Source organism: Kitasatospora sp. NPDC054768 (assembly GCF_053612025.1).
This window is the reverse complement of the sequence record NZ_JBSHBN010000078.1, coordinates 25,956-41,324: the sequence shown is the minus strand read 5'-3', so window position 1 is coordinate 41,324 and position 15,369 is coordinate 25,956. Positions and strand designations below refer to the sequence as shown.

The following is a 15,369-nucleotide window of genomic DNA, read 5'->3' as shown; positions in this document are numbered from 1 at the left end:
CTCCCCGCGGGTGCGGGGAGGCCGCCGCCGTGAGGCGTGGGCCACCGTCCGGAGGCCACGGGATCGGGCGATCAGACCCGGTCGGCCGCGATCAGCACGTACTGGAAGGAGCCGTCCTTGTAGGACTCGATGAACGCCTCCTCGATGCCGGTCACCAGCGAGGTGGTGTTGCGCAGCTCCCAGTAGGGCAGGGTGTCCGGGGTCAGGTCGATGACGGCCTGCGGCACCAGACGGTTGTCGGCCATCGCCCGCAGGTACTCGCGGCGCGAGTGGATGTTGCACTCGAAGTGGGCGTTGATCTGCGAGACCCGCTTCGACGGCTGGCCGTAGCGCGGGTTCCAGCAACCCGTGATGGTCACGTACCGGCCGCCGACGCTCAGCACCCGGGAGTGCTCGGCGAACAGGTCGTGCAGGTCGACGTACATGCTGGACTCGTTGTTCCAGGAGCCCGCGACCGTGCCGGTCTCGACGGGCATGTTCAGCATGTTGGCGACCCGGGAGCGGACGAAGTCGCCGATGCCCAGCTCGGCGGCGCGCTTGTTGCCGAACTCGGCCTGCTGGGTGGACAGGGTCAGGCCCTCGACCCGGCAGCCGAAGCGCTGGTGGGCCATCACCATCGAGCCGCCGCGGCCGCAGCCCGCGTCGACCAGCGTGTGGTCGGCGCGGATGTCGCCGAGGTGGTCGAGCAGCACGTCGGCCTGGGCGGACTCCAGGCGGTGCAGCTCGGCGATGACCTTCTTCTCGCGCTCGCTGTCGGCCGGGTCGCCGATCGCGGCCCGGTCGATCTCCCCGATCCCGTAGTGGTGGTGGTAGAGGCCGTCGACGTCACCCAGGCGAAGGTTGACCGGACGGGCCTCGTGGTCCCAGTAGCGTGCGATGTCGCCCTGGTACGGGGTCGCCGGGCCGGGAATAGTGTTGCCGGGGGTGGTGATGTCGTCGGTCACGGACATGGGTCAACTCCTAGTGGATGGTCAAGGGGTCGGTCATCAAAGGGGATTCGCTGCCGGTGGGAGGTGGCACCGCCGGAAGGGCCGGTGTCACCAGAAGTCGGGCAGCGTGTAGCGGTAGGTGTTGGTCTGGTGCCAGTAGTGGTTGCCGTCCACCCACGCGGCCACACCGCGCAGGAACCGTGGGAGGGCCGGCACCGGGCAGGACAGGGCCAGGGCCGCCGCCTCGGCCTCGAAGGCCAGCATCAGTTCGTTGTGGACCTCGACCGCCTTCAGGTAGCCCTCCTTGCGGGAGACGCCCTCGCGCTCGGAGATCACCACCGGCAGGTTCAGGTGCAGTCCGGGGCTGGCCAGCTCCTTCATGTACGAGTAGAGGTCGTTGACGATGGTGGTGGCGTTGGAGGCCAGCGCGATCACCCGCTGCATCGCGGGCAGCGCGTGCAGCTCGGCGGGCAGCTCGTAGCCGCCGACGGTGTCCGTGATCGTCGGGCAGGGGCGGAAGTTGTTGAACTGGCGCATGGCCAGGTACTCCCACACCTCCGGCACGTGGTCCGCCTGGTCCCAGGCGGCCTCGGCCAGGTACCCGAGGTGCAGCCGCGCCATGTCGTGCCGGAACCGGTCCGACTGGGAGGGCGTGGCGGCCCGGGTGAAGTACTCCATCGCCGAGTGGTAGGCGCGCCGGGGCGGGTCCGACGACAGCGAGGCCTCCCACTCCGGGTGGTACTCCGTCGTGGTGTGCAGCGGGTCCAGCGCGGTGTGCGCGAGCAGCAGGCGGCTGCCCAGGCCGATCGGCGACCCGCCGAGGTCCTCGCAGTAGCAGTCGTCCACCGCGTTCTCGGCCACCATCAGGCGGGCCGCGAGCATCAGGTGGTCGACGCTCGGCGCGTCCGGGTGGCAGGCCACCATGTAGCGCCCGGTGGAGAAGCCGTCGAAGTCCTTCTCCCAGTCCGGCGGGTAGAGCTCGACCTCCTCCATCGCCCAGACCTTGATCTCCGCACTGAGCGCCTCCACCCGCACCGGGTCGGGCTCGGCGATCGGGTGGTGGTACAGGCCGGGGATGGGGTCGCCGGCCTTGGGCTTGCCGCCGCTCGGCGCCTCGGCGGCCGGGCTCGCGGCCGTCGCGATCGTCGCGGTCGCGGCGGGCGGAACGGGCAGGACGTGGACGGGCGGCAGCCGGAACCCGGGGGTGGCCGCCGTGACCTCGGTCGCGGCTTCCGAGATCTCGGGCACCGGAACCTCGGAGGCGGGGGCCTCGGGGGCCTCGACCTCGGGCGCCGACACCTGCGGCCGGAACTGCAGCCCGGAGGTGCCCAGCCCGCTGGGCCCGCGCAGGATCCGGTCGATCGCCGGGGTGCTCATGGTCCCACCGCCGGGGCGGTCACGGGCCCGCATGGTGTCTCCGGTCTGGCACGCAGGGGCATGGAGGCTCCTCTGGGAAGGGGTCGCACACATATGACGGATCGTCATTTCGTCCACCTCGGACGGGAACTCGGGCTTCCGCCCCCGTCCCGTTCGGTTCACCACCGTAGGCGCGAAGGCGCGTTCCGCATCGCAACGGACGATCTTCCTCACCCGATAGGGTGAACGTTCGGGCTGACGACGTTTGAGCGGACCGCAGTCGTGCATTGATCACACCGGTCCCGGGGCGCCCTGGCCGCGAACCCTCCCGCCCGAGCCGCCCGCCCCCCGCGTCAAGCCGCTGACGCCCGCCCGTGTCCCGGGCCTCCCGATCGCGCTGTTCCGGTCGTGGCACGGGCTGTTCGCATGCGAAAAGACCGGAGGAACGCGCAGTGACAGCGCTTTCGATGCCCTCGCCTCGGAGAACCCGCTGGATTGCGGACCGGACCGGTCGGTCACCTCCCGGCCCGGTGCACGGCCCCACTGGTAAGGGGGACCAGAATGGCCTGGGCGCCGTGAGGACGGGGCCAGGAAGGAAGACCAGCGCATGGAGAGCCAGGCCCGCAGCCGCACCGCACTCGTCGAGGAGCTCATGGAGCGCTATCCCGACGTGCCCCGGGAGGCGGTGATCAAGGAGGACCTGCTGCGCGGCGGCATGGCCTTCGACGAGTCGGCACTCAGCGGCAGCGCCGGCGCCGACGGGGGCGGCGAGGTCAAGCCGAAGTCGTACTTCATCTTCTCCTTCGACCACCGCACCCTGCCCGAGCTGGGCGCCGCCGCGCTCAACCGGCCGCCGGAGGAGATCGTGCTAACCGGCGGCCCGTACGGGCTGCGCCGCACGGTGGTGTCGGTGCGGGTGAACCCGGACTCGCCCTACCGGGTCGGCGCCGGCGAGGACGGCACCCTCGGCCTCTACCTGGACGGCGCGCGGATCGCCGATGTCGGCCTGCCGCCGATGCCGGACTACTACCGGCACACGCTGGCCAACGGGAAGTCGGTGATGGAGGTCGCCCCGACCATCCAGTGGGGCTACCTGATCTACCTCACGGTGTTCCGGGTCTGCCAGTACTTCGGCGCCAAGGAGGAGTGCCAGTACTGCGACATCAACCACAACTGGCGCCAGCACAAGGCCGCCGGCCGCCCGTACACCGGGGTCAAGCCGGTCGAGGAGGTGCTGGAGGCGCTGGCGCTGATCGACGAGCACGACACCGCCCGTGCCTCCCAGGCGTACACCCTCACCGGCGGGGCGATCACCTCGCGCGTCGGCGGCCGGGACGAGGCCGACTTCTACGGGCAGTACGCCAAGGCCATCGAGGAGCGCTTCCCCGGCCGCTGGATCGGCAAGGTGGTGGCCCAGGCGCTGCCGCGCGAGGACGTCCAGCGCTTCCACGACTACGGCGTGCGGATCTACCACCCCAACTTCGAGGTGTGGGACAAGCGGCTGTTCGAGCTCTACTGCCCGGGCAAGGAGCGCTACGTCGGCCGGGACGAGTGGCACCGCCGGATCCTCGACTCCACCGAGGTGTTCGGCCCGGAGAACGTGATCCCCAACTTCGTCGCGGGCGTGGAGATGGCCGAGCCCTTCGGCTTCACCACGGTGGACGAGGCGATCGCCTCCACCGAGGAGGGCCTGCGCTTCTTCATGTCCCACGGCGTGGTGCCGCGCTTCACCACCTGGTGCCCCGAGCCCACCACCCCGCTCGGCAAGGCCAACCCGCAGGGCGCGCCGCTGGAGTACCACATCCGGCTGCTGCAGACCTACCGGGCGACCCTGGACGAGTTCGGCCTCTCCTCCCCGCCTGGCTACGGCCCGGCGGGCCCGGGCAAGGCGGTCTTCTCGGTGAGCTCCTTCATGGACTCGCTGCAGGGCTGAGCACGGCCCGCCCCGAAGGCGCCGCCGCCCATCGTCCGGGCGGCGGCGCCCGGCCCGTCAGCTCCCGTTCAGCGGGCGGACGGTGAGGATCTGCTCGGCCCGGCCCAGCGGGCCGTGGACGTCGTGCAGCACGGTGCTGGTGACGCCGTGCCCGGCCGGGCCGAAGCTGACGCTGGTGTCCAGGCCGGTCCAGGGGCCCTCGGGGCGGCGGTGGAAGTGGATCGTCAGGTCGGTGTTGGGGAACATCCACTCGGTGGGGTTCCGCCGCACCGCGATGCCGTTGGCGGTGTCCACCAGCTTGACGAAGGAGGCGTGCGGGCCGCTGGGCTCCCCCGCGACCAGCTCGACCGGGGTGGAGATCCAGGCGGCGGCTCGGCCCGGGGCGGTCTCCCGGCGGCGGACGTCGATCGAGGCGATGTAGCCGCCGCCCCACACCCCGGCCATCGTCCAGGGCTCGAACTCCTCGGGCCCGGGCAGCGGCCGGTCGTGGGTGCCGGCGACGGCGGTGGTGTCCAGCTCGGCGAGGAACCAGGCGCGGGCCCGGACCACGGCCCGCCCGCCGGTCACCACGGTGGCCTCGACCAGCTCGATGGTGCGCCCGGGGCGGACGGTCTCCACCGTGATCTCGAACTCGTCGAGGGCGATCAGGCCGAGTATGTCGTAGCTGATCCGGGCCAGCGCCAGGCCGTCGGCGGGGCGCCCGGCCCGCTGGTGGCCGGCCCGGTGGCGGTCGATGGCGTGCACGATCAGGCCGCCGAGCGGGCTGAAGTGCTGCTCGTCGGGGTGCCAGGCACCCTGCGCCTGCGCGGTGGGCTTGTAGCTGTTCTCGCCGGTGCGCTGGTAGTAGCTGTCGGGCGCGGCGGTGGGGGTGGTCACGTGCGCTTCTCCTCGGGCCGGATCGCTGGCTGCCGGGCGGGCGCCGCCGTGGTACGACGGCGCCCGACCTCGGCGTTCAGGATCGTAGGGGGCCGAACCGCCGGTGGGGCGTCACGGGTGACGCATCCCACACCCCCGGAGGACCAGGAGTGTCAGTGCGCGGCGAGCGGGTAGTGGTCGGAGAGGTCGGTGTAGGTGTAGCTCTTGCCCCAACTGCTCACCGTCCAGGGCGCGCTGTGCACCCGGACCACCTCGTTGGTGTACTCCTGCGGGCGGGCGTGGTCGGCCCGGTAGAGGACGTAATCGAGGTCCTCCTTGGGCTCGCCCGGGTAGCGGTAGGCGGCGACGGAGTTGTCGGCGGTGTCGAAGGAGTACGGCCAGCCGGTGCGGGCGGAGGCCGGGGCGAGATTGCCGTTGGTCAGCAGCGCCTGGTACTCGGAGCCGTGCGAGTCGATGTTGAGGTCGCCCGCGACCAGGATCGGTTCGTCGGCCGGGATCCGCTTGGCGTCCAGGAAGGAGCGCATCGCGGTGAGCTGCTTGGCCCGGATGTCCGCCGCCTGGCCGCTCGCGCAGCCCGAGTCGGTGGACTGGAGGTGGGTGCCGACCACGTGGGTGCGACGGCCGTTGACGTCCAGCACCGCGTAGACGAAGCCCTTGTTGGAGAACCAGTCCGAGCCGCAGGCGTCCTTGTAGACGTACTGCTCCTTGCGCAGGATCGGCCACTTGCTGAGCAGGGTGACGCCGCCGTCCTCGGGGGTGGTGGCGCTGTAGCTGCCGGAGGTGGCGTCCCAGCCGCTGGTGGAGCGGCCGACCACCGGCGTGTGGTACGGGTAGGCGGCCGAGGCCTTGGCGGTCAGCGCGTCGGAGGCCGAGTTGTCGAAGGCCTCCTCCAGCACGACCACGTCGTGGCCCTGGAAGAAGTCCGCCGAGGCGATGGCCTGCGCCCGGTACTGCTGGCCCCAGTTGGGGTAGAGCGAGGTGCTCATCAGGAACGTGTTGTAGGTCAGCACGTCGAGCGGGGGTGCGGTCGCGGGGGCGGTCTCGGCCGAGGCCGGGACGGCGCCGAGCACGGCGAGGACGGTGGCGGCGGCGCCGGCGGCGAGGGCGCGGCGGACGGACGACAGGGGCATCGGGCCTCCATGGGGGGCGTTGTCGTGGACCCGTCGGGTCGAGGGATGTTGTTCATCCAACTTGGCTGTCGGCACCGACCGCAAGACATCGGGCGAGCATGCGGTGAACTCGTCGGTAACACCGCCGGCGAGGGGCTGACGGGCGGTCACCGCCCCGCCCCTCCGTCCCGCCCCTCCGTACCGCCCCTCCGTACCGCGCGTCAGGAACCGGGGTCAGACTGTCCCCAGCGCGACGAAAGAACGAACGGGGGAAGACATGGCCGGCAGGAAGAAACGGAAGAGGCCGCTCGCCGAGGGGGTGGTCCCGCCCCCGAAGCGGGTCCGCAGGCGCCCGGAGCCGCAGTTGTCGGCGCGGGCGGTCCGCCGGACGGCGTGGCCGGTCGGGGCACTCACCCCGGTGCTGATGGTCGGCCTGGCGGTACTGGGCAGCAACCCGGACTACCAGCTGCCCTGCGGCATCCTGGCGTTCCTGGTGCTCTCCGCGGGCGTCGTCGCGCTCGGCTTCGTCCGGCCCCGCGGCTGGATCATCTGGCCGGCCGTCCTGCTCGGCGTGCTGCTGCTGGTCCTGCCGACGACGAGCATCCGCGCCCAGATCATGGCGCAGCGCGGCGTGGAGACCGCGGTGGTGGTCACCGCGGCCCACAGCGCGAAGGACAAGAACGGCAAGGTGAGCTGGACCTGCGCCATCCGCCGCGCCGACGGGCGGCCGCTGCCGCACGCCGAGGTCGGCGGCTACGGCTGCACGGGCACGCGCGACATCGGCGACACCGAGAACGTGCTGGTCGACCCGGCGGGCTGGGCGCCGCCGGTCCCGCTCGACGAGGACCTCGAATTCCGCCGCGGCGGCGTCCACGTCACCGCGGTGCTGGCCGCCCTGTGGGGCCTGCTCACCCTGGTCGCGGCGCGCCGCACCCTGCGGGAGCCGGGCGCCGCGGCCGGTCAGCGGGGCGGCAGGTAGCGCACCAGGACGTCGGAGCCGGTGCCGTTCAGGGCGCCGAACAGCAGGGTGGTGCCGAACGCGTCCACGGCCGGCGCGAAGGACGGGCCGACGGCCTCGGCGACCCGCTCGACCCGGCCGGTCCGCAGGTCCCGCCGGAAGAGGTCCGGGGCGCCGTTGGTGTCGCCGGGCACCAGGCCGGCGTCGTCCGAGACGAAGGAGACCCAGCGGTCGTCCGCCGTCATGACGGCCGGCTGGGCGCCGGCGGGGGCCACCTCCGTCACCGTGCCCGTGTGCAGGTCCCGGGCGTAGAGCGCGACGCGGGTGCCGCCCTGCTCCGGCTGGAACACCCGGAACAGCGCGTACCGGCCGTCCGGGCTCAGCCGGCTCAGCCGCACGGCGTCGCGCAGGGTGCCGCTCGGGTCGATGCTCGCGCCCTCGATCCGGCCGGTGCGGGTGTCGTAGACATAGAGCGGGAACAGTTGCCGGGTGGGCGGCGGCTTCAGGGCGGCCGGGACGGACTGCGCGGCCGGGGCGGCCGGCAGCAGGTTGGCCGCCTTCGACCGGAAGGCGACGGTCCGGCCGTCGGCGCTGAGCGAGGGCTCCACCGAGCCGCCGTCGGCGGGGGCGCCGCCCTGCCCCGCGGTGACCAGGCGGGTGGTGCCGGTCCAGCGGTCCGTCAGGTACACGTTGGCGGTGCCCGCCTGTGCCCCGGGGGCGAGGTCGGCGCGGTCCGAGGAGTAGGCGACGTACCGGCCGTCGGCGCTGATCGCGGGGCTGACGGAGTTCCCGGCGCCGGCGCCGGCGGTGACCAACTCGGTCCGGCCGCCGAGGCGGTCGCGGACGTAGACGTCGGTGCGCCCACTGCCGTTCCCGGCAACGGCGTTGACGGCGTCACTGCTGAAGGCGACGTACCGGCCGTCGCCGCTGATCGCCGCCTGGACGGTGGAGCCGTCCAGCTGGGCGCCGCCGTCGGCGAGGCTGACCCGCTCGGTGCGCCGCGTCCACAGGTCGCGGACGAAGACGTCGTAGAGGCGGTTGGTGTCGCCGGGCACCAGGTTGGAGGCCAGCGAGGCGAACAGCGCGTAGCGGCCGTCGGCGCTCAGCCCGAGCGGCTCGGACCAGTCGTCGGCGGGCCTGCCGTCCGGGCTCACGTTCACCCGCACCGTGTCGCCGTCCGTCACCTCGGACGCGGGCGCGGACACCGGTGCGGAGGCCGGTTCGGACGCGGGCGTAGTCCGGGCGTGCGCCGCCGGTGCCCCGGCGCCCACCAGCAGCGCGGCCGCCAGGGCGCAGACCACCCGTACCGTCGTCGTCCTCATGGGCTCCCCTCCCCTTGCGCTCCCCTTCGTTCCGGCCGAGCCAACCCCCCTGGGTGGCCACGGTCAACCCCGCCACCCCGCGATGGACACGATTCCGCCAACTCCCGGACACGACAGGAGCGCACCTACCGCACGAGCCGATCCACCGGCTCCCGGGACGCATCACCCACCCTGGCAAGGGAGGCGAGAGCAGATACCCCGAACCGGCTACATCCTCGCTAAACGCGGACCAATACGGGCATCCCACCCACGGTTGCTTCGCACCGAGGCAGCGCCCGGCCGTCGAGCGCTCGGCCGTCAACCGGACGTGACCGGCGGCAGTCGAGCGAAAGGCGGAAGCCATGAGCATGATCCAGACCGGCAAGCTGCAGTTGAACTCCACCAGCGCCACGGAGCTGACCGGTGGAGCCACCTCGACCTTCACCCAGGTCACCTTCCCCACGCCCTTCCCCAACGACGCGAACGTGATCGTCGTGCCGTTCGTCCAGACCTTCAACGGCCCCGACACCCCCGGTCTGCGGATCGCCGACGTCACCACCACCGGCTTCAAGATCCGCATCAACGAGCTCGTGGGCAGCGGCCGCGCGCTGTCCGACGGGCCGCACACCACCGAGACCATCGGCTGGATCGCCAGCACCGTCTGAGCCCCGGGCTCCTCGCGGCCCCGCACCGGCCCGGGGCCGCGAGGGGCCCTGCCCCGAACCTGCGAGCCGCCGCACCGGCCCGCGCCGCCAACGCCCCTTCGCATCGGGCGTGTTCCCCCGCCCCGGCTTGCCGGGTCGGCAAAACCCGTTGGACACGGACGACCACCGGTGCGAAGGTCCGGGAATGACCGTTGACGAAGCCTTTGCCCGGCCCGACGGCCCGCCCCTGGCCGTGTCACCGCCACTGCCCCTGCCGATGCCCCTGTCCCTCCCCGTGCCGCTGCCCGGCGGCCTGCTGCTGCGCGAGTCCCGGCCGGAGGACCTGGAGCAGCTCGGCGCGCTGCTCGCCGAGCGCGGCGACCCGGCGGACGCACTCGACCACCGTCTGGTGGTCGAGGACCCGGACGCCGGCTGGTCGGCCAGCGCGGTGGTGGTCGACGGCGACCGGGTCGTCTCCACGGCCACCCTGCTGGACGAGGAGCTGCGCCTCGGCGACGTCCGGCTGCCCGCCGGGCAGGTCGAACTGGTCGCCACCGACGAGGAGTACGAGGGCCGCGGCCTGGTCCGGGCCCTGATGCAGTGGGCGCACGCGCGCTCCGCCGCCCGCGGGCACGTGGTCCAGGCGATGATCGGAATCCCGTACTTCTACCGGCTGTTCGGCTACGAGTACGCCATCGACATCCCGGTCTCGCGGCCGCTGCGCTCCACCCCGCCCACCGAGGACGGCGCGCCCGCGCTGCGCACCGCCCGGGCCACCGACCTGCCCGCCCTGGCCGCGCTCCAGGAGCAGGCGCAGCGCGGCTTCGACCTCGCGATGGGCCACGCCCCCGCCCGCTGGCGCTGGCTGCTGGCGCACGACGCGAGCACGCTGCGGGTGGTCGAGCGCGCGGGCGAGGTGGTGGCGGTGGGCCGCACCACCCCCGTGGACGACGGCGAGTTCCACCTCGCCGAGGCGGCTGCCGCGGACGAGCGGGCGGCGCGCGAACTGCTGGCCGGTGTAGTGGCGTTGGCGCCCGAGGCGCGGCTCCGCGTGGTGCACCGGCCGGGCACCCTGCCGGCCACCGTCTGGCATGACCTGCTGGACCTCGCGCCGCGCCCCGAGGCGGAGCAGTACTACGTCCGCATCCCCGACCCGGCCGTGCTGCTCGACCGGCTGCGACCCCTGCTCCACCAGCGCCTCACCGCCGCCGGCCTGGACCGCGCCGACGGCGAACTGCTGCTCACCACCTACCGCGCCCACTACCGGATCCCGGTCGGCGCGCAGGGGCCGGGCAAGGTGGTCACGGGCGGCACGCTGCAGCACCTCGGCGCGTCCGGCGGCGTGGGCGTGGCGCCGGACGCGCTGGCGGCGCTGCTCTTCGGGCCCTACGGGATCGAAGGGTTGAGCCGCATCCGGCCGGACGTGTACGGGCGCGGGGACGAGGAACTGCACCGGGCGCTGTTCCCGCCGCTGACGGCCGACCTGCTGACGTACTACCTGCCCTGACGTCCGTCCCGCTGCGCCCCTCACGGGGACCTCGGCCGCTTCCCCTTTCGAGGCCCGGCGGCCGGGGCACGGGGTGCGCGGCGTGAACGAAGTGATCTTCCGGGCGAAGGACCTGATCCGCCCCGCCGGCATCGCCGCCCCGGTCCTCGCCCTCGTGCTCGAAACCGCCTTCGGCCTGTTCGCGCTCGCCGACCTCGGCACGGTGCTGCTGGTCGCGATGACCCTGGCGCTCGTCCTCCCGTTCCTCCTCGTGGCCCTGCGCGCGTGGACCGGGGTCGGCACCGACAAGTACCACTCGACGACGGAGTTCCTGGCGAACACCCGGCAGGTCATGGACCGGTGGGAACGGAACACCGCCCCGGACCGTCGCGTCGGGCCGCGGCCGCGGCTCTGGGACGTGCTGTCGATCCCGGTGATCGGTTCGGCCCTCGGCGCCGCTTTCGTCGCCGTCGTCCTGACGCAACTGCGGTAGCCCGACGGCCGTCGGAACACGAGGGTCACGAGGGTCACGAGGTCGGCTCCGGCTCCTGGGTGGGAGCCGGAGCCGACGCGCATTCCCCGCGACCGACGCGCCGTCGGCGCGGGTAGGCGCGCCGGTCAGTCCGGCACGGGCAGGCACTCGGCGAGCAGGCCGACGACGTCGCGCCACGCCCGCCGGGCGTGCTGCGGGTGGTGCGCGACGCCGGGGAGCACGGTGTGACCGACCGTCGGATGGTGGAAGGCGTGCTGGGCGCCGCCGTAGACCACGAGGCGCCAGTCGACGCCCGCCGCCTGCATCTCGGCGGTGAAGGCCTCCCTCCGCTCGGCGGGCATGATCGGGTCCTCCGAGCCGACCCCGGCCCACACCGGGCACCGGATCCGGGCCGCCTCGCCCGGGCGGCCGGTGGTGAGTCCGTTGACCGTCCCGATCGCCCGCAGGTCGACACCGGCGCGCCCGAGTTCCACCGCGATGGCGCCCCCGGTGCCGTAGCCGATGGCGGCGATCCGGTCCGGGTCGGTCCGCGGTTCGGCGCGCAGCACGTCGAGGGCCGCGTGGCCGATGTCCCGCATCCGGTCGGGGTCGGCGAGCAGCGGCATCACCCGCGCCAGCATCTCCTGCGGGTCGCTGATCCAGCGCCCGCCGTGGAGGTCGAAGGCCAGGGCCACGTAGCCCAGTTCGGCGAGGGCGTCGGCCCGGCGGCGCTGGAAGTCGTTCAGGCCCGGTCCCTCGGGCCCGATCAGCACCCCGGGCCGGCGCCCGGCGCCGGCCGGGAGCGCGAGGTGCCCGATCATCGTCATTCCGTCGGCCGGGTACTCGACCGTGCGCGTGGTGACCGTTGTCATGGAACCGGACAGTACTGGGGTCCGCGCCCCGACCGGGCCGGACTTCGCCCTCGGCAGAGCGAGCGGCCTGCTGACGGCCGCCGCTGCGCTTCGCGTCGGCCCGGCTCCGCTGCGTGAGGGAGTGGTGCGGTCAGCGTGATCCCCGGGCGAGGAGAAGACATGGCCGAGCGCGAGAACGGCACCGTGAAGTGGTTCAACGACGAGAAGGGCTACGGCTTCATCACCCCGGAGTTGGTGACCCGCCTGATCGGCCGACCGTCAGAATCCAGCCCACGGGCCCCGTCGAGCCCCTCCCAGCGGTCTCCTCGGCCGGTATCGGCTCCCGCCGGTCCCGGCCCGGGCCGATCGTACGAACAGCGACCGGCCCGCGCGCGGGAATCCGGGAGTTCCGCGGCAGCGGCACCGGCGCCCGTCGGCGGCCCGGGCCGAACCGGCGCGGCTCGCCGACCGGTACCAGTCGTCGCTCGACGAGGCGTACCCGCCGGATCCGTCTCCGTGGTCCGAGGAGGAGAAGGAGCTGTTCCGGCAGCAGGCGGCCGCTGCGCTGGACGCCTTGCGCCGTGCCCTGGGCCGCGGTTGGACGGTCGAGGATCCGTCGGGCCCGGTGCGCTGACCCCCGGTCCGCCCCGGAGTGGTGCGGACCGGGGGCCGGGAGCGGGAAACATCGGGGCATGGCCAGGACGGCTCTTCAGGCCTGGTTTACGACTTTTGGTCATGGTTTTGGCCGAAGTGGTTAAAGACCCGGCCAAAAATGCGGATGACCCCTTGCCGATAATGTGATCACATGTGCAGGCGCTGTGACGTTTCACGTCGCAGGGGAGGGAACGGTCCGCTTTGCCGAGCGGGCCCGATCAACAGGAGTCGTACCATCAACACCGCCATCCGCAAGGCCGCCCGTGGGGCGATGCCCGTCGCCGTCACCGCCTCCGTGCTCGCCACCGGCCTCACCGCCTGCGGCACCGTCGAGCAGCTGTCCGCCGCGCAGAAGGTCTCGAAGGCCTTCGACAAGGTCCGTGACGGCAAGTCGGCCGGGTTCACCCTCTCCATCGACGCCACCCCCGAGCAGGTCGCCGCGTTCGCCAACTCCGGCGAGCACAAGGGCAACGGGCTCATCGGCTCCGCCCGGGGCCGCAAGGAGGACATGGACGAGAAGACCGCCAAGGCGATCTCCGGCCTCTCCGTCACGGTCGCGGTCTCCGCCGACAAGCCGCTCAAGGACATCGAGGCCTTCAAGAACGCCGGCCAGGCGGGCAAGAACACCGACCTGACGCTCGACAAGTCGGTGCGCGTCTCCTACCTGCTCGCCGACCGCAGCGGCACCGCACTGCTGGAGTACCGCCAGGTCGACGCCACGGGGTACCTGCACGCCGACGCCAAGGGCCTGATGAAGCTGGTCGGCGAGGACCCGTCCACGGTGGACGAGCTCCGCAAGGACCTGCCGGAGGAGATGAAGCCGGTCGGGGACGTGCTGGCCGGCAAGTGGGTGTCCTTCGACCTCCAGTCGCTCGCCGACCGGGCGAAGGAGGGCGACGCCAAGAAGGCCGCGCCGAGCGCCGCCCCCAGTGTCGACCCGGAGCTCGGCAACCAGCTCCTCAACTCGATCAAGGACGTGCTCGGCCGCACCGTCACGTACGAGGACAAGGGCAAGAAGGACGGCACCGAGCACCTCTGGGTGAGCGCCCCGGCCCGCCAGCTGGTGGACGAGATGTACAAGGCCGTCAAGCCGCTGTCCGCCAAGTTCCCCAAGCAGCTGGGCGACTTCCCGGACAAGGCCCCGAGCGACGTGCCGGACCGGAAGATCGGCGTCGACCTCTACCTGAAGAACGGCGCCTTCTCCTCCGCCACCTTCGACCTCGCCCAGCTGGCCGACAAGGTCGAGCCGGGCGTCAACTTCCCGGTGAAGCTCGCGTTCAGCCAGGCCGCCCCGAACGTCCAGGCCCCGGCCGACGCGGTCAAGGTGACCAACGAGCAGCTGATGGACGCGGTGCTCGGCCTGGCCGCCGGGAACGACGAGGAGGGCCTCGACCCCGAGGACTTCGGCGACCTCCCGGCCGCCCCGCCGCTGACCGACGCCCAGCTCAAGGAGCTCGCCGGACTCGGCGTCACGGAGGCCGAGGCGCGCGAACTCAACGACGCGGGCCTGAGCTTCGGGAGCATCAAGCAGCTCGCCCAGGCCACCCCGCCCAAGGCCTGACCTCAACCTCCGACCGGCCGACCGGCCGACCGCGCACCAGCGGTCGGCCGGTCCTGCGTTTCCGGCCGGGCACATGCGCCCGGCCCGCGGTCACCGGCCGGGCGGCGGCGCCGGTGCCGTGCCGGTCGGCAGGTCGGCCGGCTTGCCCTCCTGGTCCACCGGTGTGTCGTCGGGGTAGTGGACGCACCCGCTGCTCGCGGTGACCGCGAGGGTGTGGTCCGCGGGGTCGAAGCGCACGAGGGCCTGCTCGGGGAGGGACCCCGGGCCGGTGGCCGGCGGCGTCAGCATCAGGACGAGGACCTGGCCGGACACGTCGGCCGGAGCGACCGTCCACCCCTGGGCCGTCAGGGCCTGCCCGGGCCGTGATCCCGTCGTCCGGCCGGCGCACGTCGGACGGCTTCACCTCGGGCCCCAGCGCGAGGGCCTCGTAGACGGTCTGCGTCCGGGCGTCCAGATGCCGCGCGACGGCCGCCGGATCCGCCCGTTCTCCGGCACGGGCACGGGCGCCCGCCCGCCCGCCCGCCGTCAGGCGTGGGCGGCGGCGCACTCCGGGTGGCCCCAGGAGCCGCCGACCTTGGTGATCTTGTCGCCCTTGGCGTACGGGCGGCTGCACGGGCAGGTGCCGGGGAAGCGGGCGTTCAGGGTGCGCGAGCCGCCGCTCCGCTTGGCGGCGCCGGTACCGGTACCGGTACCGGCGGAGGTGGCGGGCCGGGCGGTGCGCGCCCTGGGGGCCTTCGTGGCGGCGGCCGGGTCGGGGACCGGCAGGTCGGCGGCGGTACCGGAGGCGTCCTGCTGGGTGCGGGCGGCGTCGCTGGCGGCCTTGTCGGCGATGGCGTTCAGCGGGTCGCCGTCCACCTGGTGGGCCGGCACGTACACGAAGGTGACGTCCCGGCCCTCCAGCAGGGCGTCGATCGCCTGGATCAGCTCCTGGTTGGCGACCGGCTTGCCGGCCGCCGTCTTCCAGCCGTTGCGCTTCCAGCCCTTCAGCCACTTCGTCACCGAGTCACGGGTGTAGGTGCTGTCCAGCCGCACCTCCAGCGGCACCGCCGGGTCCGTCGCGGCCAGCAGCTGCCGCAGCGCCGTCAGCTCGCCCACGTTGTTGGTGCTGTGCCCGAGCGCGCCGGCCTGCCAGCGCCGGGGCGCCCCGGTGGCGTCCGCGACCACGTACGCCCAGCCCGCCGGACCGGGGTTGCCCTTGGCTGCTCCGTCACACGCTGCAATGACTCGTTCGACCATGCC

The 15,369-nt window shown here is 73.0% G+C and carries 15 protein-coding genes; 7 read left to right on the top strand and 8 right to left on the bottom strand.

The genetic code is table 11. The features are described from left to right. Window positions 1-71 precede the first annotated feature (71 nt). Window positions 72-950, bottom strand: a complete 879-nt coding sequence (locus ACWGKU_RS22885) for a geranyl diphosphate 2-C-methyltransferase (protein WP_452179255.1) — start codon at window positions 948-950, stop codon at window positions 72-74. Window positions 951-1,037: 87 nt separating this feature from the next. Continuing rightward, window positions 1,038-2,339 (bottom strand): family 2 encapsulin nanocompartment cargo protein terpene cyclase, encoded by a 1,302-nt coding sequence (locus ACWGKU_RS22880; protein WP_452179254.1) that lies wholly within the window; start codon window positions 2,337-2,339, stop codon window positions 1,038-1,040. Window positions 2,340-2,892: 553 nt separating this feature from the next. Here ACWGKU_RS22880 and ACWGKU_RS22875 point away from each other — a divergent pair. Further along, window positions 2,893-4,218, top strand: coding sequence for a radical SAM protein (locus ACWGKU_RS22875; protein WP_359915267.1), 1,326 nt, complete (start codon window positions 2,893-2,895; stop codon window positions 4,216-4,218). Window positions 4,219-4,275: 57 nt separating this feature from the next. Here the strand turns inward: ACWGKU_RS22875 and ACWGKU_RS22870 are convergent, their stop codons facing one another. Together ACWGKU_RS22870 and sph are read right to left on the bottom strand one after the other, a co-directional pair. After that, window positions 4,276-5,094: a thioesterase family protein gene (locus ACWGKU_RS22870; protein WP_452179253.1), complete on the bottom strand. Its 819-nt coding sequence runs from the start codon at window positions 5,092-5,094 to the stop codon at window positions 4,276-4,278. A gap of 152 nt (window positions 5,095-5,246) precedes the next feature. Continuing rightward, window positions 5,247-6,224, bottom strand: a complete 978-nt coding sequence (sph, locus tag ACWGKU_RS22865; RefSeq protein ID WP_401048826.1) for a sphingomyelin phosphodiesterase — start codon at window positions 6,222-6,224, stop codon at window positions 5,247-5,249. 256 nt (window positions 6,225-6,480) lie between these two features. Between sph and ACWGKU_RS22860 the strand changes: the two genes are divergently transcribed. Next, window positions 6,481-7,182, top strand: a complete 702-nt coding sequence (locus ACWGKU_RS22860) for a hypothetical protein (protein ID WP_401048824.1) — start codon at window positions 6,481-6,483, stop codon at window positions 7,180-7,182. Here the strand turns inward: ACWGKU_RS22860 and ACWGKU_RS22855 are convergent. Further along, window positions 7,164-8,483 (bottom strand): hypothetical protein, encoded by a 1,320-nt coding sequence (locus ACWGKU_RS22855; RefSeq protein WP_452179252.1) that lies wholly within the window; start codon window positions 8,481-8,483, stop codon window positions 7,164-7,166. The two genes, ACWGKU_RS22860 and ACWGKU_RS22855, sit on opposite strands and share 19 nt — an antisense overlap. A 341-nt stretch (window positions 8,484-8,824) precedes the next feature. Here ACWGKU_RS22855 and ACWGKU_RS22850 point away from each other — a divergent pair, with 341 nt between their 5' ends. The 3 genes from ACWGKU_RS22850 to ACWGKU_RS22840 all read left to right on the top strand — a co-directional run bounded on the left by ACWGKU_RS22850 (window position 8,825) and on the right by ACWGKU_RS22840 (window position 11,085). Beyond that, window positions 8,825-9,127, top strand: a complete 303-nt coding sequence (locus ACWGKU_RS22850; RefSeq protein WP_380548567.1) for a hypothetical protein — start codon at window positions 8,825-8,827, stop codon at window positions 9,125-9,127. Between the two features lie 184 nt (window positions 9,128-9,311). Next, complete coding sequence (locus ACWGKU_RS22845) at window positions 9,312-10,613, top strand: GNAT family N-acetyltransferase (RefSeq protein ID WP_452179251.1); 1,302 nt, start codon at window positions 9,312-9,314, stop codon at window positions 10,611-10,613. A gap of 82 nt (window positions 10,614-10,695) precedes the next feature. Further along, a complete protein-coding gene (locus ACWGKU_RS22840; protein WP_401052270.1) occupies window positions 10,696-11,085 on the top strand; it encodes a hypothetical protein in 390 nt (129 codons plus the stop codon). A gap of 125 nt (window positions 11,086-11,210) precedes the next feature. Here the strand turns inward: ACWGKU_RS22840 and ACWGKU_RS22835 are convergent, their stop codons facing one another. Next, on the bottom strand, window positions 11,211-11,936 hold the full coding sequence (locus ACWGKU_RS22835; RefSeq protein WP_401052268.1) for a dienelactone hydrolase family protein: 726 nt from the start codon (window positions 11,934-11,936) through the stop codon (window positions 11,211-11,213). A gap of 159 nt (window positions 11,937-12,095) precedes the next feature. Here ACWGKU_RS22835 and ACWGKU_RS22830 point away from each other — a divergent pair, with 159 nt between their 5' ends. Both ACWGKU_RS22830 and ACWGKU_RS22825 read left to right on the top strand, forming a co-directional pair. Then, window positions 12,096-12,716: a cold shock domain-containing protein gene (locus ACWGKU_RS22830; protein ID WP_452179250.1), complete on the top strand. Its 621-nt coding sequence runs from the start codon at window positions 12,096-12,098 to the stop codon at window positions 12,714-12,716. A gap of 124 nt (window positions 12,717-12,840) precedes the next feature. Continuing rightward, on the top strand, window positions 12,841-14,130 hold the full coding sequence (locus tag ACWGKU_RS22825; RefSeq protein WP_401052264.1) for a hypothetical protein: 1,290 nt from the start codon (window positions 12,841-12,843) through the stop codon (window positions 14,128-14,130). A gap of 90 nt (window positions 14,131-14,220) precedes the next feature. On the opposite strand, the gene ACWGKU_RS22820 is transcribed toward ACWGKU_RS22825, so the two are convergent. Continuing rightward, entirely contained in the window at window positions 14,221-14,442 is a 222-nt protein-coding gene (locus ACWGKU_RS22820) for a hypothetical protein (RefSeq protein ID WP_401052261.1), read from the bottom strand. 213 nt (window positions 14,443-14,655) lie between these two features. Then, window positions 14,656-15,366 (bottom strand): ribonuclease H family protein, encoded by a 711-nt coding sequence (locus tag ACWGKU_RS22815; protein ID WP_452179249.1) that lies wholly within the window; start codon window positions 15,364-15,366, stop codon window positions 14,656-14,658. Window positions 15,367-15,369: the final 3 nt, after the last annotated feature.